Here is a 20,845-nt window from a genome sequence, read left to right as displayed (position 1 = left end):
TAACTCAACTCGCGAACGGCTGCAGTACGTCCGGAAGCCGCCGTTGCATTGGCCCAATCTCGAACGGCGGTTCCGGGTCGGTCAGCGACGGCCGCAGCTCGGCGGAGGGCGGCCGGTAGAGACCGGCCAGATCGGGCGGCCGTCGAGCTCCGTCATTTTTTTGGCTCTGGCCCTCACGCCGTTACTTCACTTCTCGTCGGGGCTCTTGTCCGACTGAAGTTTGCCAAGCAATTGCGCGACCAACGGCACCGTGGTGATGACACCAACAGCGAGCAGCGTCCAGCCAACGGCGCGGCGTTGATCCGGATTCATTCGGTCGCTGAGCAGCAGCGCGAGACCCGCAGCGCCTGCCGCCCGTGTTCCGGCAATCAATCCAATTTCTGGAATGGTCAGTGATACTTGTTTCATCTGTGCCTCCTCGCGGGTTGGACATTCCGAACCAAGAATTTGCGCGGTTCCTGCCGTTGTCGGTACCGTGGTTCTCACTTTACAACAACCTGTGAGGACCTTATGCAAACCCAAAACGCGACCGCCGCCGTGACCGGATATCTGGACCGGATGTTCGGGGAGGCTCGCCCCGGCAATCGTGGATACCGGGAGATTGGGGCCCACGCCTTCCATGCAGGGCGCTGCGACGTCGAGAGCCAACTGGCCGAGCGTCTCGAAGCAACGGCTGCCATGGGTTTTCTGGTCGGCCGCGCGTGGCCCGCGGGCGGTGGCAAGGCGCACGCAGCGTTGATGGATCACGTCGGTGGCAGCGCCGGCCTGCAGGAGCTTTTGACGGGTTGGGCTAAAGAATTCATCGGCCAGTGGGAGGCGGAGCACGCCGGCGACGCCGAGCAGGACTACGCGTCGCATCTGTACACGTTCACCATGCGGAAATTCGATCAGCTTCGCGAAGCCGCCAAGTCGGTCGCGTGAACTTGGGCCGGTTGCTGGTGGCCAAGCTCGGTCACCACTCCCAAACATTGCCCGGCTCACATGTGAGCCGTGGCCTTTCGACACCGATCAGCTGACACCGTGCCAACACTCGAGTATCTCGAATTTCTTTCCTGGGTGAAGCGGGCGATGTTCTTCCGCGAGGACATGCAAAAGCAGATGGCGGGACTCGGTATCGCGAAGGACGTGGTGGACTGCTTCGTATTCTCGGAGGCGAGGCGAAACGGCAACGTGCTGGATCTGTTCGAGTCGTACGGTCGCGCCGAGCCAGAGGCGTTCGAGGCGTTCCTTCGCGATTGCTGGAAGCAGTGGGAGGAGGCAAAGAGCGCGGCATCCTGAAGTCTCGGTTTGCGTGGGTCCTGTCCAAATCGATATCGTGACCTTACTGATCAACGATGCGGACGAATGGAGCGGCGCAATGGCGTACATCAAGACACAAGACCTGAACGGCGCAGCCCTCGATTGGGCAGTGGCAACGTGCGAGATTCCGAACCTAGACAGCGGTAGCGCGCGGCACCTCGAACACTTCCTGACTTTGCGGAGCGAGGATGTCCACTACGACCAGGACTTGAAGCAGCACCGCACGGGCCGCTTTCGTTACTCCGAGCGTTGGGATCAAGGCGGTCCCATCATTGAGCGCGAAGGCATCTCCGTTCAGAAGTGGTCGGACGGAAGCTGGAGGTCCTACCTCAAGATGTCGGTCGAGCTTTCCGGGCCAACGTCACTGGTCGCCGCCATGCGCTGCTATGTCGCTACGACGCTAGGCAACGAGGTCGCAGTACCTGACGACCTGCTGAAGGGCTGATTCCATGACAGTCCTTCAGACAACGGATCTCGCCGGCGCCGCCCTTGATTGGGCGGTAGCTAAGGCGCTAGGCTGCGAACTGATGTCCTCCCATGATCACTTTCGCCGCGTCGCCGCACTATCGTGGGATGAAGACAAGATTGCCGCTCACCTGGCAAAGCAGGTAGACAGCCAGGTAATCGTCAATCCGTTCACAGGCAACTCGGAGCCTATTCCGAACTACTCGGGCTCCTGGAGCGCTACAGGGCCGATCATCGAGCGGGAGCTCATCACCCTTGATCGATTCGGCGGCGCATGGCTGGCGCGCAAGTGGAATTCCAACCACGAGCCTCAATGCGCCACGGGCGAAACGCTGCTTGTTGCAGCAATGCGCTGCTTCGTCGTGGCAAGGCTCGGTTGGACGATCGAGGTTCCAGGCTGAGCGGATTGGCCTAGCCCATGGATCAGGGCGAGGGCGGTGCAATCCCCAGCAGACTTGACCGGCGCGCGTTCCCCTGAGCACGTAAGAGGCCCGACGTCCGCCCGCATCGTTTGCCGAGGACGCGCCGCGCAAAATATATTTGCTTCGGTCTCTTCGCGATCTGTAGCCTGAACTCATTGATAGAGCACATCCACCAAGGAGAAAAGACTCCATGTCGACCATCGCAAAGACCGTCGACCCGAAAGAGCATCTGGAAGTCACCGCATCGATGGCGCTGCACGCGGGCATCCACTGGGCCAACTTGCCGCAGGCTGCTCGGATCGCGCTGATGGAGCATGCCAACGGCACCGACGGAATGGCCGCGCTGGCAGCCGACTGGGCCGAGGAGTTCCTGACCAGCGAGGCCGGGTCTGACTCGGACACCTTCCGCCCCGCGATGCTCGCTTTCACCGAGCAAAAGATGACGGCTCTGCGCTCGGCTGCGCTGTCCTAAAAGAGAGCCAACTGGCCGCCGTTGCGGTGGCCACCCACCCGGCCCGGGCAGTTCATCTTGACGGGCCCCGTCTTCGACCCAGCACGCGAGCCCACGACGATTTCGTGTGGTCCAGATGCGAATCCAGAACACTGATATGACCGCGACCCAGTTCACCCCCGGCCAAACCCTGCAAGTTCCGCTGAATACCCTGTTCATCTCGCCGCTGAACGTTCGCCGCCACGACAGCACCGATATCACCGAGCTCGCGGCACTGATCCGTTCGCAGGGCGTCCTGCAGAATCTTCTCGTTGTGCCGGAGGTAGATGCGGGAGGGGGTGTTCGATTCGGCGTCGTTGGTGGCGGCCGCCGAATGCGCGCGCTTAACCACCTGGCTCAGCGCCGGGAGATCGTGGCTGAGTACCCGGTGCCGGTGAAGATCATGGCCGTAGACACTGCCGAGCAAGCGAGTCTTGCCGAGAACAGCGGGCGCGAGGCCATGCATCCGGCAGATGAGTTCGAGGCCTTCCAGCGCCAGCGTGACGCTGGTATTCCCATCGAGGACATTGCAGCCACCTTTGGTGTTACTCCGCTGGTGGTGCGCCGCCGTCTGAAGTTGGCCAACATCTCTCCCCGACTGCTGCATGCCTACCGACAGGGAGAGCTGAAGCTCGATCAGTTGCAGGCGCTCGCCCTCACCGACCGGCACGATGTCCAGGAGCGGGTTTGGGCGGAGGCAAAGGAGTTGCCCTACTGGAAGCAATCGGCACGGGAGCTGCGGGACTCCATCACCGACGGGGCGGTGGCGACGGCAGACGACGCGGCCGCACGCTTTGTCGGGCTGGATGCCTACGAGGCGGCAGGGGGCCATGTGGTGCGTGACCTGTTCTCGGACCGCGGCGACGGTTACGTGGCGGACAAAGACTTGCTGCAGAAGCTGTTCGCCGAAAAGCTTGAGGCTGTAGGCGACCAGGTGCGCGCTGAAGGCTGGTCCTGGGTGGAAGTGCGTGAGCGAGTGCGCCCAGGTGACATGTATCAGATGGGCAGGAGCAAGGCCAGCGAGCGGGCACTGACCGAGGCAGAACAGGCGGAGATCGCTGCATTGGAGGCGCAGGCAAAGGCCCTCGACGCAAAGGCGGACACCCTTGAGGAAGATGACGACTCGGACGAATATGAGACGGTGTCCGCCGAGCTCGTTGAGGTGCAAGCCAAGATCAAGGCTATCAAGGATGGCGCGGTCGTCTACAGCGAACGCCAGATGAAGAAGGCCGGGGCAATTGTGGGCCTGAACCACAGCGGACAGTTGGAGATCCATAGAGGCCTGATCAAGGAGGCCGACAAGCCGAAGAAGGTCGAAGCGGGCGTTACCGTGACCGAGTCGGGGAAACCCGCCCATCCGGAGTCGCTCGTGCGCAAGCTGTCCGCGCATCGGACGATGGCGATTCAGGCCTCGCTCGCGGATCAGCACCGCCTGGCGCTCGATACGCTCTGCTACTCGCTTGCTTCCACCGTCCTCTATAGCGGCGGGTACCACGGCGACCGTGGCATCAGGATCAACGCCAACTCCCAGACCTTTAGCCTGCGTCAGCACGCCGACGACATCGAGCAGTCGAAAGCCTGGGGGCAGATGGCCGAGCGCCGTGCCAAGCTTTTGGAGAAGCTCCCGGAGAACCCGGCCGAGCTCTTCGCCTGGCTGCAGGAGCAATCCCTCGAGACCGTGCTCGACATCCTGGCGTTCTGCACCGCCTCCTGTGTGGATGGAGTTCAGCACAACGAAGGGAGCCGCCCGCTAGCGGAGCTCGAAGAGGCCGCCGGGCTCGACATGTCGGACTGGTGGGAAGCGAGCGCAGGCAGCTATTTCAAGCACGTGCGTAAGGAAACGGCGATTGCGGTGGTCAAGCAGGTCGATCCGGCCCAGGACGGCGAGAAGCTGGCCAAGCTGAAGAAGGGCGAACTGGACAAGCATGCCGAGGTGGTGCTCTCCGGTACCCGCTGGCTGCCGCGAATGCTCGCCCGCGAAGTTCCCAAGGCGTAACGAAGGTGAGTAGCGGATGCCGACTGTGTCGGCATTTGCGTGGGTGCTGCGGCGCTCTGTAGGGTGGTTGCATACCGTCTCCGGATGCAACCACACACCATGCACACCTCTCAGCTCCCTCTCTTCCCGGCCGTCAACCCGCAGGTTTCTCTGGTCACCGTCGCGCACTTGACTCCCGAAGAGCTCGAGCAACGGGCGATGGCGGCGATTGATGCGGTGCTCGAGGCGGGCCATCCGATGATTTGCGCCTGGTCGAGCGGGAAGGACTCCAGCGTCGTTGCCAACCTAATGCTCAATGCGGCACGGGCACGCCTGGAGCGGGGCGAGTCCTGCCCGCCGCTGCTCATCAATCACAGCTCGATCACCGTCGAGAATCCGGAAGTGCAGGCGCTGGCGTCATCGGAGATCGAGAAGATGCGTGCGTACGCTGCCGACCAGGGGATTCCTTTGACCGTCAGGGTTGGTCACCCGACCCTCTATTCGGCGTTCGCCTGCCGGGTGATCGGCGGCCGTGGACTACCGGCCTTTCCGGACACGCGCGGCGACTGCTCGGTCGACTGGAAGGTGCGGGTAGGGGATCGCCTCACGGCTGAGGCCTACGCGGAGCTGCGCCACGTCACCGATATGCCGGCCGTCTTGATGACCGGGGTGCGCCGCGAGGAGTCGTCTGCCCGCGCTGCAAGCATTGCCTCGCGTGGCGAGCGCGACGACGGCATCTGGACCAATGCGGAAGGCGGGATGCGGCTCTCCCCGATCCTTTCGTGGACTTCCGACGATGTCTGGACCTACCTTGGTTACTGCGCGGCGGGCATGATCCCGTCCTACTCTGACTTCGCGGAGACGATGCGCTTCTATCGCGATGCGGGAGGTAGTTCCTGCGTCGTGGTCGCATCCGACATGATGGACGCCAGGAAAGGCGGGGGGTGCGGCGCGCGGTCAGGCTGCGTGACGTGCACCAAGGTTAAGTCGGACAAGTCGCTCACGAACATGGTCGAGAGCGACGCCGACCGTTACGGCTACATGAAGCCGATGCTCGCCTTCCGCGACTTCATCTCGAACACCCAGTACGACTGGTCGCGTCGGAGCTACGTGGGCCGCACCATCGACAAGGACGGCTACATCGCCATCGCGGCGGATACGTACGCGCCCCAGATGCTGGAGGAATTGCTGTGGTACGCCCTCTCGATCCAGGCGACGTTGCCACGGGCAGCGAACTTTCGCTACGTCGATCGCAGGGAGTTGTTCGCGATTGACATGCTCTGGTCTGCCTACGGCCTGCACAAGCCTTTTCACGCGCTTTGGATCGCCCGCGAGGTGGAACGGGGGAATCTGAAGTTCCCGCCGAAGGTCAAACCTGTCCAGAAGACTCCGGTACCGTCCTATGGTCGGATCTATGTTGGGTCCGACTGGGATGGCATCGACACGCCGAAGGTGGCCGGCTTGTTCGACGCCCCGCTCGCGATGGCCGAGGAGGGATGTGGTATCGGCAGTATTGGCACCCGCTTTACCAGGGACGGCCGGATCGTGACTGATTTCGATACCACGCAGCAGTTTGAAATCGATGAAGAGGGCGCGTTCCTGTTTCTCGAGTTCGAAGCGGACCGTCATATCGCCGAGTTCCACCGCGATGACGCCGAGTGGACTGCCGCAGCGCGCATCTACCTCCGCTACGGGTTTGTCACCCTGGCCAAAGGTGCGCACGCCAGGTGGGACGGACTCCTGCGCCGCACAGAGTGGCGGCAACAGAATGGCCTCCACGGTCAGCCGCCGCTTGAGCACTTGATCGCCCGCTGCGATGCCCCTGCGCGGCAAGAAGAGGCTCTGTTCGCAGAGGCTGCCTAGTCAGCGACGAACGAGACCGGGTTTGCCCCGGTCCCTATGGGCTTTGTATGGTGAGCTCACGATCAACGGAGAGATGACGGCATCACCATGGAAAAGCCCACTTACAAGGAAGTAGCCGAAGCGCTGCGCAACCTAATGAACTACACGGGCGGGTGGGACGCGCCCGACTCGCACCCGTGCGGCGCTGCTGCTCGGATGATGCACCGGGTTGACGGCCGGGATTGCCAGTCATGGGATATGCCGTTTCTGGACCACGTCGAGCGCTTTGCCCGGCTGTACCCGCACCTGCGCATCGGCATTCGCTTCCAGGATGAGACGGGCGCCCGGTATGACACGCCGAACATGGGCTATCTCTGCGACGGCGCCTGGATCAATACTTCGCACGCCTGCGCCATCGGCGATATGACTCCCGTCGATGCCATCTTGATGCAAGCGCTTAATATGCCCGGCATGACGTTTGAAGAGGCAGCGCGGGCCAATGACCTGAACGACGCCTTCTTCATGGTCCAGGAGGCCTGCCAGATCACGACGGGCGACGTGGCAGGTTTGTTCTGTTCCGGGATGGATGCCGAGGCGTTCTGGTCGGGCGCGGACGAGGACCAGCGCATCGCGTACCTGTTGGCATACCTGACGTTTGAGTCGGTGCACACGGATCAGGACCTGCTGCGCCAGTACAGGCGCACGGACGCCCAGGCCCATTGGCGCGTGGTCAACGTCATCGTTGCCGACTGTGAGGGATGGTCCGTGCCGGCGTATTGGGATGGCCGGACGTGGAATGGTTGGGTGGTGCCGCGCTTCACGCTGCAGAGCATGCGCGAGCTGGCCCGCCACGCCGGACCGCTGGTGGAAAACAGCGATGGCACCTTCACGCGCACGGACGAAGGCGCCGACGTGGAGACCATCAGTCCAGTGCCCACGGACATCGACGGCACGACCATTGCCCTCTATACGCCCGACGGCTGGTGCTTCCAGCTTGACGAGTAATAGGTACAGGCCCAAGGCACCACCGCGCAGATAGCGCGGTTTTTTCTGGGCCTCATTAGCTTCCTGCTCTGCCGGAATCCCCAGATCTTTTCCGGCTGATCCTTCGGAAATATTTTATACACACCTAATGTTGCGTGGGTCTTAGACAGGTCTGTATAAATTTCAGCATGGGCACGAAGCACAGCCCGCTTACACATCTGAAGAACCATGAACGAACTGATTTCAGCCGCACGCGGCGTCTTGGAGAACTGGGAAAAGGGCGACCTTGCTGCCGCCGTGCGCGCACTGCAGGGCGCGCTCGAGGCACTGCCAGAGAAGGTCACGGCAACGCCGGAACAGGTTGCCGTCGCCAAGGACTACACCGGTTGGTCCGACGAACTCCGCTTCGACGCTGACGCGGAGATCTCGCTGGCAGACAAGGGCCACTGGATCAGTGGCTGGCAGTGGATTCCGCGAGACGACGATCCGGCCCAGTAAGCGCGACACGAAAAAGGGATCAGAAATGGATTTCACCGCCGAACAGATCAAAGACGCCGCTCGCATCGTTCACGGCGGCGGCGGCGCATGCATCGGCACCGCAAAAACCCGCCAATCCGCCGCCAAATCCTTGATTTGCGCCTAACCCTCCCCACCCGCCCGCTCCGGCGGGCCCACCGGAAAGGACCTTACGTATGGGAATGACCAAAGCCAAAGCTCGACCCTCGGAACGCCGCTTCTCGTGGTTCATCCACCTTGGAACCTGCTACGCGCGCGGGTATGAGGCGCAGAAAGCTGGAGCGCCTTTCGACGGCCCGGAAACGCCGTACCGAAATGGCTCGGGCGTACAAAGGCAGCGACGCGGTGCATGGGAGCGTGGTTACAGGCGAGCACAGGCAGGCTTGCCGATGGATGACACGAACGGATGACAAGCCGCACGCCACGGCCGGCACACAGCACAACAAATCTCACCATGAACGAACAACAACGCACCCGGGCCGAGGCCCTTCTTAGCAACGATGAGACTTCCACCGACGAGGACTTGGTGGAGCTGTTCGCGGCGAACGGCATCGCCCGTCCGCTGGCAGTGGCCGCCGTCGCTCGCCGCATGGAGTTCCTGAACCAGGATCTGAACAACCCTCCGCGCCTGGGTTTGAACAGCAAGGGGGAGCACTGGATTGTTGACGGCAAGGACGGCAACGGCTGGCTGCTGATCGATGAGGCGTCCGCCGACGCCAGCAAGTTCGGCCGCGCCTATGGCAGCGAGGAGTTGGCCCATTTCGTCGCGGCGAGCCTGAATGCAGCCTGACGCCAGCGCTCATCCCTTGAGATAATGAACGCAGGAGCAACGGCGCGCTTGCGACGTGTTGCCAGCCCGAAGGAATTTGCCATGTACCGCGTCTACCTGCGCATGCAAGACCAGCGAGTCGACCCCGCAACGAAGACCAACACCAGTAGCGCCGAGGCGGCCGCTGAAGCGTTTGGCGAGCTGGTCGCGCGCGCAGATCTTGACGGCCAGAAAGTTGCAGCCGTGCTCACGTACAACCAGAAGCAGCTTGCCTATCACCGCTTCGACAGAAAGCCGGGAAGCGCTGACTATTGGCGTGGCCGTATGGGAGAGATCCCATGGCCGCCAGGGATTGTCGGACGGCCGCAGGAGATGGAGGGAGGCAAGCGAGTCAACGTCTACCTGGACGCCACGAGCCTCGCGCGTGCTGCGCGGTTGGGAGCGGGTAACGTATCGGTGGGCATACGACGCAGCCTTTCAAACGGGGAAATCGACGGCCAGCTTGACGCAGCGAGCCTCGCCCGTGCCGCCCAGCTCGGAGATGGAAACGTGCTCGATGGCATTCGGCGAGCCTTGTCCAGGGCAGTCGATTGAACCGGGCTCTTTGTGTCATCCACCTTCAAACCCATCCGCAGCAGGACGTCGCATGTCCGCAAGTGATCCGGATGGGAGAGCCGGCAGATATGGTTGGCCGTAGGTGGACGCAGGGCCGACGCAATCGCAAAGAAGTTTGCTTCGACCGGAGGAGGGAACTCAAACTGGCGACTTCGATCGTTGTATTGGCCGCGAAACCACCTGTCTACCTCGTTGATTTGGGTCAGCAGGTCATCATAGGGGCGGATGGGGACCACACGCAGGGTTAGCGCGGTGTTGTCCAGCGAAATTGTCAGGTATTGATTCCCATAACGGTAGATTACGCAGTACGGATTCCGGGGGGGCGTCGTGCAGGCTGCCCAACGGCAGTCGAAGTTTGGGAGGGCGTCAATAGGCTCCAAATCGCGCGGAAGGATGCCTCAGGATCCATTTCTACCGGCAGGCTGTATTTCTCGCCGAATTCCATCGTGATGATGCCGAGTGGACCAACGCAGCGCGCATCTACCTCCGATATGGGTTTGTCACCCTGGGCAAGGGTGCCCACGCCAGGGTGGGATGCAATCCTGCGCAGAACGGAATGGAGGCAGCACAATGGACTTCACGGTCAGCCGCCACTCGAGCAGCTGATCGCCCGCTGCGAAACCCCTGCGCGGTAAGAGGAGGCTTGTTCGCTCTTGGTACGCTCAGAAGAAATGTGGAGCGACTTTTGAGACCCCTGCAGTGTTGACCACTAAGATCGTGCTTGACTTCGGGAGCGTACCTGAAACTACAGCGGCAGCTGCGAACGCGAGGGCTGATCCACCCTCCAACCCTACCCCGAGCCCATCATCTCGTGCGCAGTTGCTAGCAAAAAAACCTGCGAGGGCTGGGGAAACGGCATGGGCGCCGCCTCCGCTGCTTCTAATCGCTGCCAGGACTTGAGCGCCACGCCGAGGGAAAGCCGTGCGCATTGCTCCGGATATCTCCACGGACGGAGACGGCATTACATGCTTCAAGCCAGCGCAAAATGCAGCGACGAGCGGCGCACATCCATCGTATTGACTAATGAACAGTTGTGGCGACAAGGCTTCATTGCAAATGCTGTCGAAGGCTTGCTTGAGTGCCAGCACTGAATCGCCACCACTAGCCGGAAGAAAGATTGCATCCGGCATTCTTCGTCCACACTGCTCGACGATCTCATACCCGAGGGATTGGTTAGCGATCACGCGGTGGGGAGTGTTGGTGGTCGATACGTTTGCGTAGCCAGTGGCGGTAACGATCCGCGAGCAAGCGAAATCAGCCAAAGACCAGTCCTCCAGGTATGTGAGGTCTGCGCCAGAACGGCGAATCTGATCAGCGTTAACCGCGAGGATGTCACGTGGTACGACCACATGGCATGGCAGGCCAGCCCTGGCGGCATAAGTTGCGAATGACGCTCCGGCGTTTCCGGTGCTTTGTAGAACGATTCCCTTAGCACCTTGAACCAGCATTTTCGTGATTGTATACGCGGCACCTCGGTCCTCGAATGACCCGCTTGGGTTCTGTGATTCGTCCTTGATCAAAAGCCGACTGTATCCAAAACGGGATGCTGTACGTGGAGCTTCGTGGATCGGTGTGAAGCCCTCTGCCAAGCTAATACCTTCGCCTGCGGAGACATCCTCCGCGGAGAACACGTCCCCGTATCGCCACATACTGGTGATGTCTTGGTAAATATTCATATTGAGATGTGATGATCTCTGAAATTGACCAGCGGTCCTAAGAATGGGCTCTTGGGCCGGTGCGGTCGGGGGGAGCTCGGGATCTATGCACGCTCATGGACCCTGTCGCAGGAGCGTGATGCTCTTCTAGAGCAAGGCTGCACGCAAGAGCAGAGCCCCGACCATGGCCATCAGAAAGCACCGCAACAATTCGCGGAACTTGGTCTCTGAGAATCGGCTGGCTACTCGGTCGCCTACCAGATAGGAAGCGCCGCTGGCCATGGTGCCGGCCGCCAAAGCCGTGATGCTGATTGCCGGGGCGCCGGACATTTGTAGTAGGCCGATTTGTATAGTTTTGCCTAACGCGAAGCACAGGTTCAGTACCATCAGTTGCTCCAACCGACCCAACCGTGCCATCGCGCCGAACAGCAACATGAACGGGGCACCTACGTTCAGAGCAGCTTCGGTGACGCCAGCCAACCCACCGAAGACAACCGCAACGCGGGTTGGAGAGGACATCTTGTGGGCCCGCAGCGTAGTCAAGATCCTGGGCATTACCAAGGTCATGGTAAGCAAGGACGCAAGCAGCAACAAGGAAACGCGCTCGGACAAACCAACTTGCAAGGTGACGCCCAGTGATGCACCCATGCCTATGGCTGGTAGCAGACTGATCGGGACCCGGCAGCGACGCAGCCCACGCCGGTTGACTAGCAACCAGGCGACCGACATCAACAGAGCGGGGACAGCAACCATCATCATGGCCGCGCGGTAGCCCAGGAACAGCGCCAGTAGGGGCGTGGCAATCATGGCGAAACCTATGCCCAGTATCCCCTGAGCGTAGCCGGCAAGCGCTAGTATCGCTGCGCATCCCAAAATGGTCCCGTACGTCATTGCGCTAGTCCGCTACGTTCGCACGCACTCGGCTGGCGGCGTTGTTCAATCGAGCAACGACTTTGGCCATGTCCACGGCGAGGACTAGACCGCCTTCGACGATGGTTTTGCCATCGACCAAGACGCGGTCGACGTCTTCTCCCGTGGCGGCGAGCACCAGAAACTTGAAGGGATCATACGTCGGCGCGGCCTTGAAAGTGTCCATGCGGACCAAGACCACATCCGCCTTGCAGCCAACCGCCAGGCGGCCCAGGTCCGGACGGCCCAGAGCATCGGCTCCGCCCGCGGTCGCCATGGTGAAGATGTCTACAGAAGTCGCCGCTTCAATCGAGTGCTCGACGATGCGGCACACGGTGGCTGCCATGCGCATATCGTTGAACATATCGAAGGGATAAGTATCGGTGCCCAGCGCCTGGCGGATGTTCAACTGTCGATACTTATGAATCGAATTGATCACGCCCCCGCGGCGGGCTTTTACCCAAGGAAGATGCACGACGGTAGTTTGGTAGTCGCGTAGTGCTGCAGCCTCCGATGGTGTCAGCGAAGCAATGTTGCCGTCGTGGGTCAGTATCTGTCCGTGACCGATCATGAAGTCGGGCCCCAACAGCCCTGTATCGATCATATACTCGACCGTACTCATGCCATACTCGGTCTTAATCCGTTCATACTCGTTAGGCGACTGCCCAGCATGGATCTGGATAGGCAGCTTGTGTGCACTGGCAACCCGGCGGGTCTCGCGCAGAAGGTCCGGATCACATGTGTCGATCTGGCCCGGCGCCAACAAGGTGCGCAGCCTTCCGTCATACCTGCCGTCCCAATCTATGCAGAAATCAACGCAGTCGCGAAAGCGGCGACGCCCATTTTCCGGATAACTTTGGTACCAGACCTTGCCCCCTGGCGCGTGTCCGTAGTGCATCGCACGGTAGCGCGGGCCAGAGTAGCAGCGCAATCCCGTCGCCATGGCAACCTGAGCAATCTGTTCCGTGATCGAGATATCGCCGTCGCCGCCCACCTCATAGTCATACCCCAGCTCGACGACGGTTGTGCTGCCCGTGCGCGCCAGCTCGGCAAATGCGCACTCCGAAGCGATCACCTGTGCTTCGGGATCGATCGCGTGCCGCACTGCCGGCAGTGTTTTATACAAGGTGCCGTAGTTCGTAGCGTTTGCCCGTGGACTTAGGTTACTGGCATCCTCCAGATATCCCTTCGTGTACGGCGTATCCGTGACGTGGAGGTGTGTGTTGACGAATCCTGGCATCACAATTCGTCCAGTTGCATCGATACGAGTGTCGCTCGCTGAGGGCGGAGCTGTGTGCGCTCCGACCTCAATGATCGAGTTCCCTTCAATGACGACGACACCGCGCTCAATGACGGTATGCGCGCCGTTTATCCAAGCAATGACGGTTCCGTTTTCTATATACGTCTTGTTCATCTTATTCTCAGTCATGGTAAGTGTCATGATCACTGCGCCTCGATGTTCGCCGCTTTGATAGCTGCGCCCCATTTTTTATTCTCAGCAGCAATAAGGCTGGCAAATTCTTCCGGAGTGCTGGGGAAGGGCTGCAGGTAATTGTCCTTGAGCTGCTTGATGACATCCGGGGACTGCAGGATCTTCTTGAATTCGGCATTCAAGCGTGCCACGGTCGCCGGTGGTGTTTTGGCGGGCGCCAGCACTCCAAGCCAGCCGGAAGACTCGATGCCGCTGATCCCAAATTCGCTGAGTGCCGGCACGTTGGGAATGGTGGTGTCCCGTTCAGCTCCCAGGACGACCAACGGCTTTATCTTGCGCTTGGAGTCGCCGACATACGACATGAAGTTCGCTGGATTCGTGGCGCCATACTGGATATTTCCCCCAAGCAGGTCGTTCATCATCGGTGCGGTCCCGCTGTAGATGACGTGCTGAATTTGTAGGCCAGACTTGCCCTTGAGCATTTCCACGGCCAAATTTGACAATGAGCCGACGCCGGGAGAGCCGTAGTTCAAGGAGGAAGTGTTCTTCGCGTTGAGCAATTGCTTGAAATCGGTATGAGGCGCGCTGGGTCCGGCCACTAGCACGTTGGACCATCGCACCAAGGCTCCCACAGGCACGAAGTCATCGCGCTTCCAGCCAGTTCTCTTGAACATGAACTCATTGGTCGCGATATTTGGCACTTGAAATAGAAGGGTGTGCCCGTCTGGAACCGCATGCGCCACATAGGCGGTGCCAATGTTGGTCGAAGCCCCGGGGCGGTTTTCGACCACGACGGTTTGGTTTAAGGCAGCGGCCAGCCGAGGCTGGATCAGGCGCGCAACGTAGTCAGCTGCATTGGCCGGCGGATACGGCACGACCAGGATGATGCGACGTGAAGGAAACTCTTGTGCATGTAGCCCCGGCGAAACCAGGCAAGAGAGTCCGGCGAGCAATGTTGCGGTCCAGTTGGCGGCGGACCGAGAGACAGATGACATGGCATACCCCTGTTTGACCTGGCGTGAAACCAGTATTCGGAGTGTGCGTAAATGCACGATGCCTGACCAGCAACTAATTGCCAGTGACGCTCATCGCACCGCGGCCAGTGCCGCGTGATCCATGACCTGATATCCGCCGTCGGGGCGCCGGGCAAGAATGCCCGTGTCTTCGAAACGCGCTAGGGATAACGAAACCCATTGGCGAGTTGACCCAATCATGCTAGCCAGTTCGCTGTGGCTGAACCCGCGGATCGCTCCGTCGTCACGCGCCGCTAGCATTGCGAGTAGTCGTGCCAACCGGACCCGCATCGAATGCGTGGACAGCAGTTGCAGTAGTGCGCAGTAGCACTGAGATTTGTGCACCAAAGCGTCGATGAGCGCCAAAGCCAGATCCGCATGTTTTCCGCAGAGGATGCGCAGTTCAGGGCCTGGCAACACCAAGCATCGAGTGTAAGCCACGGCAACAGAGGACCAAGCGTGCTGGTCACCGCCAAAGACTTGCGGGGCGCCCACATAGTTTCCCTTTGCCCAGAAGCCCAGCGTGAGCTCGCGACCATCCTCAGACACGTAGTAGGACTTCACCAGCCCAGATTCAATCAAGAAGATGCCGTCGTGCGCATCGCCCTGGCGGAATAACAGTTCACCCACGTCATAGTCGCGCTGGCGGCCCAATGCCATGACGGCCGCTTTCGAGACGGGTTGAAGCATTGCAAGGAGGTCCGGTGCGGCGCAGGCTTGCTCAGGGGCGGCCGACAGCAGCGTGCTCTGCTGCAAAGATAGCGCCGGGTTCATGACAGGCGTCCTCCAGATCGCAACAATGACGGGAAACCAGCGCGGCCAGGACAGAGAAGAAGTACGGGCGCGCCTTATCAATGGTGGCGCGATATGAGAAGCGCTATCCACCCTCTGAAACCGGCTGCCAAATGCAGTTGTTTCGCCGGTAGCGACAGGTATCTTCGCACAGAAGAAGGTGGAAGCGGCAGCGAAGTCGATCACTCCAGACTTTAAAGGCCGCGGCGCCCGGCTGGACCGGCAGAGCGTTGAAGCTCTCAGCCGTGGGCGGCCAGTGGGCTGTCAGCTCCACCCCTTGAGCCCGCGCGGCCGGCGCACACTCTTCAGGTAGCTTCTTTAAGGTCGCAGGGCCGGCACGTGCTGCTGCAAGGTGGCATCGTCGGTCAATCACTAAGTTCTATGTCCCGGGTTCGCGGTCCCGCAGGGGTGGCAACGGGGAGATGGGGGGAGGCGAGTCATACGCTACGGGATACGCGCGCAACTCGGCTGGGGGTACTTGTCCGATGGGATTTGGCGCGAGCCTGCCAGGGAGGACTAATTTGACGATGCTGCCTTTGTCAAGGCACATCAAACCCGAGCTGCCGCAAGACGTCATCTGTCTTCACGTTCTCGGGATGAATAAGTTGGCAGATATCGTTGGCTGTTTTCGGGCGCATTGCCGAGGCTACCTCAAAGAAGTGAGCCTCGACGTTAGGGAACTCGAGTCGGGAGGTCCGTTCGTTGTAATGGGCACGAAGCTGCTTGGCAATCGCGATGATCCGATCCCGCAGGTGATCATCGCTACAGGCGGGCTCGACGCCAAGGGTTAGGGAGGTGTTGTCCAGCAGAATCGTCACCTCCTGGTTGCCGTACCGATAGGTGACGCAGTATCGCGGCGTAGCCGGCGGCGGGCGGTTGCCGGGCGAGCGGACGGGCAACAGAAGATACCCAATCGTACGAATGGCAGTACCAGGGTCCAAGCCCGGCAAACTGAACTTCCCAACGGTCGCACCAAGGGCCTTCACCGCCCGAGCAATCCGAAAGAACAATAGCTCCTTTGCCGGAAACTCCCACCGGAGGGGTGCCCGGTTAGGTGTTCCTTTGAGGGCCTGAGCAACCCATGAGGCACGCTGGATCCCTTCCTTAGAGTGCGCGCGCACCGAGAGGGTCACATTTGACGCATTCCAGCGCAAGTGGAAGGTGTCAGGCGCTCGGTGCAAGGCCACCTCCGCGATCACCTTGTATTCCTCCTCGCGAATCGCTGCCTTCCGCTTCCGAATCTCAGCTTCCCGTTGCCTAAGCGCCGCCTCCTTTCGCAGCGCCTCGCTCCTCATCTCAGCTTCACGCGCTCGAAGCATCGTGTCCCTTTGGCGCTGCGCACTTCTCGTTTCCAGTCGCGCCTTGTAGTCGTCCTCAGCCCTTTGTTCCGCCAGCGGATTGAATCTCCAAAACTTACCTTCTGGGGAGTGCAGCAACTTCCGAAGCGCTTCCCAGTCAGGATCCATCGACGGAGGGACAATGATCTCGAGAGTGGGCACCGCAAGGTCCCGAATTCTGGCCAGCTTGTCGCCGTCAACGAAGTGAGTGACGGCGACTTCAAGGTTGATCCGGCGTTCACCGACAAACCCAACGAGGTCCGGCCGGATGTTGCCGTGGGCGCGCTCCACCTCCACTCGATCGAATCGAACCATCTTACCCACGAGCTCGGCGATCCCTAGATCGTGGATGGACGCAAGATCGCGTGCCCAAACCTTGTCACTCTCGTCGGTCACATACTCATAAACGCCCGACCTAGTCGCATGCTCGCTGCCTCGGAACGCATTGCCCTCGTTCGAGTGACGTACGACAAAGCAGGAAGGAAGCGCGAGCTGCGGGTCAGCCTCGAGGAGAGCCTTGACGGCCAGGTGCAAGGCCGACTCGTAACCCGCCTGGGAGTTCTCTGCGTGATAGTGGGAGAAGTGCCATACCTGCTTGGGGCCTTGCTTGGCGACAAGCCGAGCGCCGCATTCCGGGCAGGTGCATCCGCAGGCTAGGCCGTTGGGCACGTCCTTCACGGACACGACCTTCCCAGTGCCGTCGAGTGCGTAGGGAAGTTTCGCGGAGTCGGTCATCACAACGCTGCGCGCTAGGCGCACGGCGCCAGCTCGTTAAACAAAAGTTAATCATTCGGGCAAGTGCCTTTGTGTTTCTGGATTGCAGGCTTTATGGCTTCCCACCAATGCGCGCTAAAGTTGAGTGCCTGGGCGTTAGCTCCGAAAGACTGCGTCGCAATGATCCCTATCGCGCGCAGGTCCCCATTAGTTTCACGACATAAAAGCGGACCGCCTGAGTTTCCTTGGGTGGCGGGACAGCGCAATATAAACTGAAATTCGCTGCTCAAATGCTTCTCCAGGGGGCAGTTAGATTGCCACCATAATTGATCAACGTCTTTGCCGCCAGGATATCCAGCAACTTCGAGGGCAGTACAAGTTTGAGCGTCTTCAACGGAGTACTGCCACGTTGCAATATTTCCTACCCTCTTTCCCAGCGACTCGTCCAGCTTTATCAAGGCCCAGTCATCGCTTATCGACATTCCGCCGTCCCCGGCTTCAACCACGACGCCTGAGGTCTTATAGGCGAAATTTTTGTCATCCGACGGGGGATTTCCAACGAGGAACGAAACCCGCGCCCCGACAGCACTGCGCTCATGCTTCTCTTCGGACCCCGTGATCACATGCCTTGCGGTAACAACCAAGCAGTCGCTTGTTAGCCAACCCGTTCCTCGGTTGAATCCAGACTGTGTGGCGTTTGGAAGGCTTACTATCCCGATCGGGTTATATTCCGGATGCACGCGCCTATCTATCGGAACACGTGGGTCAGAGCGTTTTAGGGATTTCTCTGTATAGCCGGGATTGGCCTTCATTTCGGATATTCTGTTTAACTGCCGCTTTGAAGCGGCGCGCTCCGCAAGCTCATTCGCTTCTAACTCAAGTGCCTGAAGGGCGCAATCACGTGTCTTCTCGGGGCAGAGCGTGCAGGTTCGTGCGCGAAAAGTCCTTGCGCAAATTTCCTGATAGTCCTCATTCGATGCGCGCGCATTTTCAAGAATGCGCTTGGCGTTTTCCGCATCGTTATCAAGCCATTGCGCTTGGCATTCATCATCTTTCAACTTGCATTTCTTCAAGCAGGCCTTGGGATCTCTGGCACCTTCACACCAGTTCCAGTCGTACGAGGCTGCTGTAGAGATGTCCGCAGCTAAAACCAGAAGAAGAATAAACAGAATCCGATTCATATGAATCCACTCTTCGCCTTTGTGAGCGACGACGAGCATGCTATTAATGACTAATGCTTCGGACAGTTTTCTTGGTGTTTCTGCACAGCAAGTTCTATGGAGTCCAGCGCAGTAAAGTTTAGTGCCTGCGCGTTTGCCCCATAAGCCTGCGTCGCAATAATACCAATTGCTCGAAGGTCTCCGTCAGTCTCACGGCATAAAAGGGGACCCCCAGAGTTTCCGCGGGTCGCAGGACATCTCACTATGAACTGCCACCTGCTGCTCAAATCCTTCTCAAGTTGGCACTTAGATTGCCACCATAGTTTATCGATGTCCTTTCCCCCGGGATATCCAGCAATCTCTAGTGCAGTACAGGTTTGGGCTTCCTCAACGGTGTACCGCCACGTCGCAATCTTGCCTACCCTCTTTCCGAGGGACTCGTCTAGTTTTATCAAAGCCCAATCATCGCCGCCATCCCCTGCTTCGACAACGGTTCCAGTGGTCCTATAGGCGAAATTTCTGTCGTTTGATGGAGGAGTTCCTACCAGAAATGACACCCGCGCGCCGACAGCACTGCGGCCGGGATTATCTTCTAAGCCTGTAATCACATGCCGAGCGGTAATCACCAAACAATCGCTTGTTAGCCAACCAGACCCTAGATTGAATGCAGGTTTTGTTGCATTAGGAATACTTACTATCCCGATCGGGTCATACTCGGGGTGTGCACGCCTGTCGATCGGTACACGAGGATCGGATCGTTTCAGGGATTTCTCTGTATAGCCTGGATTTGCAGAGATTTCTGCCATGCGAATTTGATTCCGCTTAGAGGTGGCGCTCTCGGCAAGTTCCGTAGCTTCAATCTCAAGAGCATGAAGAGCGCATTCGCGGTTTTTCACCGTACAGAGATTGCACGTTCGTTCTCGAAACGTCCTAGCGCAAATTTGCTGGTAATCATCATGAGATGCCCGTGCATTCTCAAGAATGCGCTTTGCGGTTTCGGCATCTTTCTCAAGCCATTCCGCTTGACACTTGTCATCTTTTAATTTGCATTTCTGCAAGCAGGCCTTGGGATCCCTTGCTACGTCACACCAGTTCCATTCATACAGGGCTGCTGTAGCGATCTCTCCAGCTAGCAAGAGAAGAAGAAATAGCAGAATCCGATTCATCTGAATCCACCCTTCGCCTTTGGGAAGCAACAACGCCGCGACGATGAGCATGCCTCAGACGAGGCCAATATGGTTTGTGGCTGTGTGCCCTGCCGCACAGATCGGCGGGGCAGCGAACGTACTCGTGCGGTTCGAAGGGGTGACTGCTTGCGCTGCCCCTGATGGACAAATCATCGGCCAATTTTTTTTTGCCGTTGCCATGCGTACGAACTGGAGCTGACATGGAATACGTTGTAGAACGACCCGTGGCCAACCATGCGGCCAGCTTCAGGCAGCGCGAGACCATCGCCATGGGTGCGATCGACGCGCTCCTACACGATCGACCGCGGTCATGAGCCTCGTGCTTAATGCGGCGCGCCGGCGCGTGGAGAGTGGAAAGCCCTGTCCGCGTCTCTACCTCTTGCATGCCGATACTGGCGTGGAGAACAGCGCGATGGTCGAACTGGCACGGGGTGAGGTGGCGAAGATTCGAGCATATGCCCGGCGGTACGGAATCTGCCTCGATATCTTGATTGCGGAACCGTCACTGAACGAAGGCTTTGCCACCCGGGTACTCTCCGGACGGGCGCTACCTTCGTTCCACGACACCCGTCTTCGGCGCCGCACCGCGGCAAGCAGTGGCGGGACATGAGGCTTTGCTGACTCAAGCCTTTGGAAGCTCGGGTCTGGAGGATCTCCACGTTGATCTCCACGTGCCAGTCACCATCGACCTCGGCGCCTTACTCGCCTGCGCAGCGCAGGATTTCGCGAAGGAGATAGCGCGCCGGATCGGGGCACAAAAGCCTCCGGCGACCCAAGCTAAGATATTGAGGGCTATTCCAAAGACGAGCTTAATAGGGACGGTTCGCCGCCTCCGCATCAGGGTAATGCCAGGGGTTGCGCAGTACGAGGCGACGACGGTCAAGCATAGGGACGTTGCAGCGGTACCTGGGGTCTATCGGGATGGGACGCGTCGTTGCACCACGGATTACCACCCGGTTGCGGCTTGTGACGCAACGGTTGACGTGGAGGTGGACGTCGTCGATGTCGACCTGACCTATGAGGTGAAATACGGCAATCTGACGAAAGTTAAGAGGCCCGTTGAGGGGCTGAACCCTCGACACTTCGATGTATTCAAGCGGGTCTGCAATGTCCTCTTGCTTAGGGAGGATGGATCTCGGGTGTTGAGCGCGGAGCCATTGAAGAGATGGATCGATGATCCGAACTCAGGCGACAGAATGACGCGATCTACGTTCGATCTCGATAAATTTCAGGTCTAGCCGGTCTGGAAGCTTCGTTGCTTTGGATTCG

At 59.6% G+C, this 20,845-nt stretch carries 22 protein-coding genes; 13 read left to right on the top strand and 9 right to left on the bottom strand.

Features of this window, described 5'->3' with window-relative positions; all coding sequences use genetic code 11:
* Positions 1 to 186 precede the first annotated feature (186 nt).
* A complete protein-coding gene (locus K2O51_RS30995) occupies positions 187 to 408 on the bottom strand; it encodes a hypothetical protein (RefSeq protein WP_220631847.1) in 222 nt (73 codons plus the stop codon).
* 102 nt (positions 409 to 510) lie between these two features.
* On the opposite strand from K2O51_RS30995, the gene K2O51_RS30990 reads away from it, so the two are divergent.
* The 11 genes from K2O51_RS30990 to K2O51_RS30940 all read left to right on the top strand — a co-directional run bounded on the left by K2O51_RS30990 (position 511) and on the right by K2O51_RS30940 (position 9,356).
* Complete coding sequence (locus tag K2O51_RS30990; protein WP_220631846.1) at positions 511 to 921, top strand: hypothetical protein; 411 nt, start codon at positions 511 to 513, stop codon at positions 919 to 921.
* A 99-nt stretch (positions 922 to 1,020) separates the two neighbouring features.
* Positions 1,021 to 1,278, top strand: a complete 258-nt coding sequence (locus K2O51_RS30985; protein ID WP_220631845.1) for a hypothetical protein — start codon at positions 1,021 to 1,023, stop codon at positions 1,276 to 1,278.
* A 13-nt stretch (positions 1,279 to 1,291) separates the two neighbouring features.
* A complete protein-coding gene (locus K2O51_RS30980) occupies positions 1,292 to 1,744 on the top strand; it encodes a phage protein NinX family protein (protein ID WP_220631844.1) in 453 nt (150 codons plus the stop codon).
* A 4-nt stretch (positions 1,745 to 1,748) separates the two neighbouring features.
* Positions 1,749 to 2,165, top strand: a complete 417-nt coding sequence (locus K2O51_RS30975; RefSeq protein ID WP_220631843.1) for a phage protein NinX family protein — start codon at positions 1,749 to 1,751, stop codon at positions 2,163 to 2,165.
* A 211-nt stretch (positions 2,166 to 2,376) separates the two neighbouring features.
* Positions 2,377 to 2,658 (top strand): hypothetical protein, encoded by a 282-nt coding sequence (locus K2O51_RS30970; protein ID WP_220631842.1) that lies wholly within the window; start codon positions 2,377 to 2,379, stop codon positions 2,656 to 2,658.
* Positions 2,659 to 2,794: 136 nt separating this feature from the next.
* Positions 2,795 to 4,672, top strand: coding sequence for a ParB/RepB/Spo0J family partition protein (locus K2O51_RS30965; RefSeq protein WP_220631841.1), 1,878 nt, complete (start codon positions 2,795 to 2,797; stop codon positions 4,670 to 4,672).
* A 99-nt stretch (positions 4,673 to 4,771) separates the two neighbouring features.
* On the top strand, positions 4,772 to 6,514 hold the full coding sequence (locus tag K2O51_RS30960) for a phosphoadenosine phosphosulfate reductase domain-containing protein (protein WP_220631840.1): 1,743 nt from the start codon (positions 4,772 to 4,774) through the stop codon (positions 6,512 to 6,514).
* Between the two features lie 87 nt (positions 6,515 to 6,601).
* A complete protein-coding gene (locus tag K2O51_RS30955) occupies positions 6,602 to 7,498 on the top strand; it encodes a hypothetical protein (protein ID WP_220631839.1) in 897 nt (298 codons plus the stop codon).
* Positions 7,499 to 7,705: 207 nt separating this feature from the next.
* The gene (locus K2O51_RS30950) at positions 7,706 to 7,975 is read left to right on the top strand and encodes a hypothetical protein (RefSeq protein ID WP_220631838.1); all 270 of its coding nucleotides are present in this window, start codon (positions 7,706 to 7,708) and stop codon (positions 7,973 to 7,975) included.
* 472 nt (positions 7,976 to 8,447) lie between these two features.
* Positions 8,448 to 8,783, top strand: a complete 336-nt coding sequence (locus tag K2O51_RS30945) for a hypothetical protein (RefSeq protein WP_220631837.1) — start codon at positions 8,448 to 8,450, stop codon at positions 8,781 to 8,783.
* An 81-nt stretch (positions 8,784 to 8,864) separates the two neighbouring features.
* On the top strand, positions 8,865 to 9,356 hold the full coding sequence (locus tag K2O51_RS30940; RefSeq protein ID WP_220631836.1) for a hypothetical protein: 492 nt from the start codon (positions 8,865 to 8,867) through the stop codon (positions 9,354 to 9,356).
* A gap of 683 nt (positions 9,357 to 10,039) precedes the next feature.
* On the opposite strand, the gene K2O51_RS30935 is transcribed toward K2O51_RS30940, so the two are convergent.
* From K2O51_RS30935 to K2O51_RS30900, 8 genes are all read right to left on the bottom strand, one after another.
* Positions 10,040 to 11,053, bottom strand: a complete 1,014-nt coding sequence (locus K2O51_RS30935; RefSeq protein ID WP_220631835.1) for a pyridoxal-phosphate dependent enzyme — start codon at positions 11,051 to 11,053, stop codon at positions 10,040 to 10,042.
* A gap of 126 nt (positions 11,054 to 11,179) precedes the next feature.
* Positions 11,180 to 11,839 (bottom strand): TSUP family transporter, encoded by a 660-nt coding sequence (locus K2O51_RS30930; RefSeq protein ID WP_245001980.1) that lies wholly within the window; start codon positions 11,837 to 11,839, stop codon positions 11,180 to 11,182.
* Between the two features lie 88 nt (positions 11,840 to 11,927).
* Positions 11,928 to 13,355 (bottom strand): amidohydrolase family protein, encoded by a 1,428-nt coding sequence (locus tag K2O51_RS30925; RefSeq protein ID WP_220631833.1) that lies wholly within the window; start codon positions 13,353 to 13,355, stop codon positions 11,928 to 11,930.
* 29 nt (positions 13,356 to 13,384) lie between these two features.
* Entirely contained in the window at positions 13,385 to 14,368 is a 984-nt protein-coding gene (locus K2O51_RS30920; RefSeq protein WP_220631832.1) for a Bug family tripartite tricarboxylate transporter substrate binding protein, read from the bottom strand.
* Between the two features lie 90 nt (positions 14,369 to 14,458).
* The gene (locus K2O51_RS30915; RefSeq protein ID WP_220631831.1) at positions 14,459 to 15,160 is read right to left on the bottom strand and encodes a Crp/Fnr family transcriptional regulator; all 702 of its coding nucleotides are present in this window, start codon (positions 15,158 to 15,160) and stop codon (positions 14,459 to 14,461) included.
* A 557-nt stretch (positions 15,161 to 15,717) separates the two neighbouring features.
* Positions 15,718 to 17,250, bottom strand: a complete 1,533-nt coding sequence (locus tag K2O51_RS30910; protein ID WP_220631830.1) for a competence protein CoiA family protein — start codon at positions 17,248 to 17,250, stop codon at positions 15,718 to 15,720.
* A 47-nt stretch (positions 17,251 to 17,297) separates the two neighbouring features.
* Positions 17,298 to 18,449, bottom strand: a complete 1,152-nt coding sequence (locus K2O51_RS30905) for a trypsin-like serine peptidase (protein ID WP_220631829.1) — start codon at positions 18,447 to 18,449, stop codon at positions 17,298 to 17,300.
* Between the two features lie 11 nt (positions 18,450 to 18,460).
* On the bottom strand, positions 18,461 to 19,606 hold the full coding sequence (locus K2O51_RS30900) for a trypsin-like serine peptidase (RefSeq protein ID WP_220631828.1): 1,146 nt from the start codon (positions 19,604 to 19,606) through the stop codon (positions 18,461 to 18,463).
* A 280-nt stretch (positions 19,607 to 19,886) separates the two neighbouring features.
* Between K2O51_RS30900 and K2O51_RS30895 the strand changes: the two genes are divergently transcribed.
* Together K2O51_RS30895 and K2O51_RS30890 are read left to right on the top strand one after the other, a co-directional pair.
* On the top strand, positions 19,887 to 20,186 hold the full coding sequence (locus K2O51_RS30895) for a hypothetical protein (RefSeq protein ID WP_220631827.1): 300 nt from the start codon (positions 19,887 to 19,889) through the stop codon (positions 20,184 to 20,186).
* Positions 20,187 to 20,190: 4 nt separating this feature from the next.
* On the top strand, positions 20,191 to 20,814 hold the full coding sequence (locus tag K2O51_RS30890; protein WP_220631826.1) for a hypothetical protein: 624 nt from the start codon (positions 20,191 to 20,193) through the stop codon (positions 20,812 to 20,814).
* Positions 20,815 to 20,845 lie beyond the last annotated feature (31 nt).

The sequence above is a fragment of the Cupriavidus pinatubonensis genome, assembly GCF_019602855.1.
GTDB lineage: Bacteria > Pseudomonadota > Gammaproteobacteria > Burkholderiales > Burkholderiaceae > Cupriavidus > Cupriavidus pinatubonensis.
Note: the sequence above shows the minus strand (reverse complement) of the source record. Positions and strands in the feature narration are given on the sequence as shown.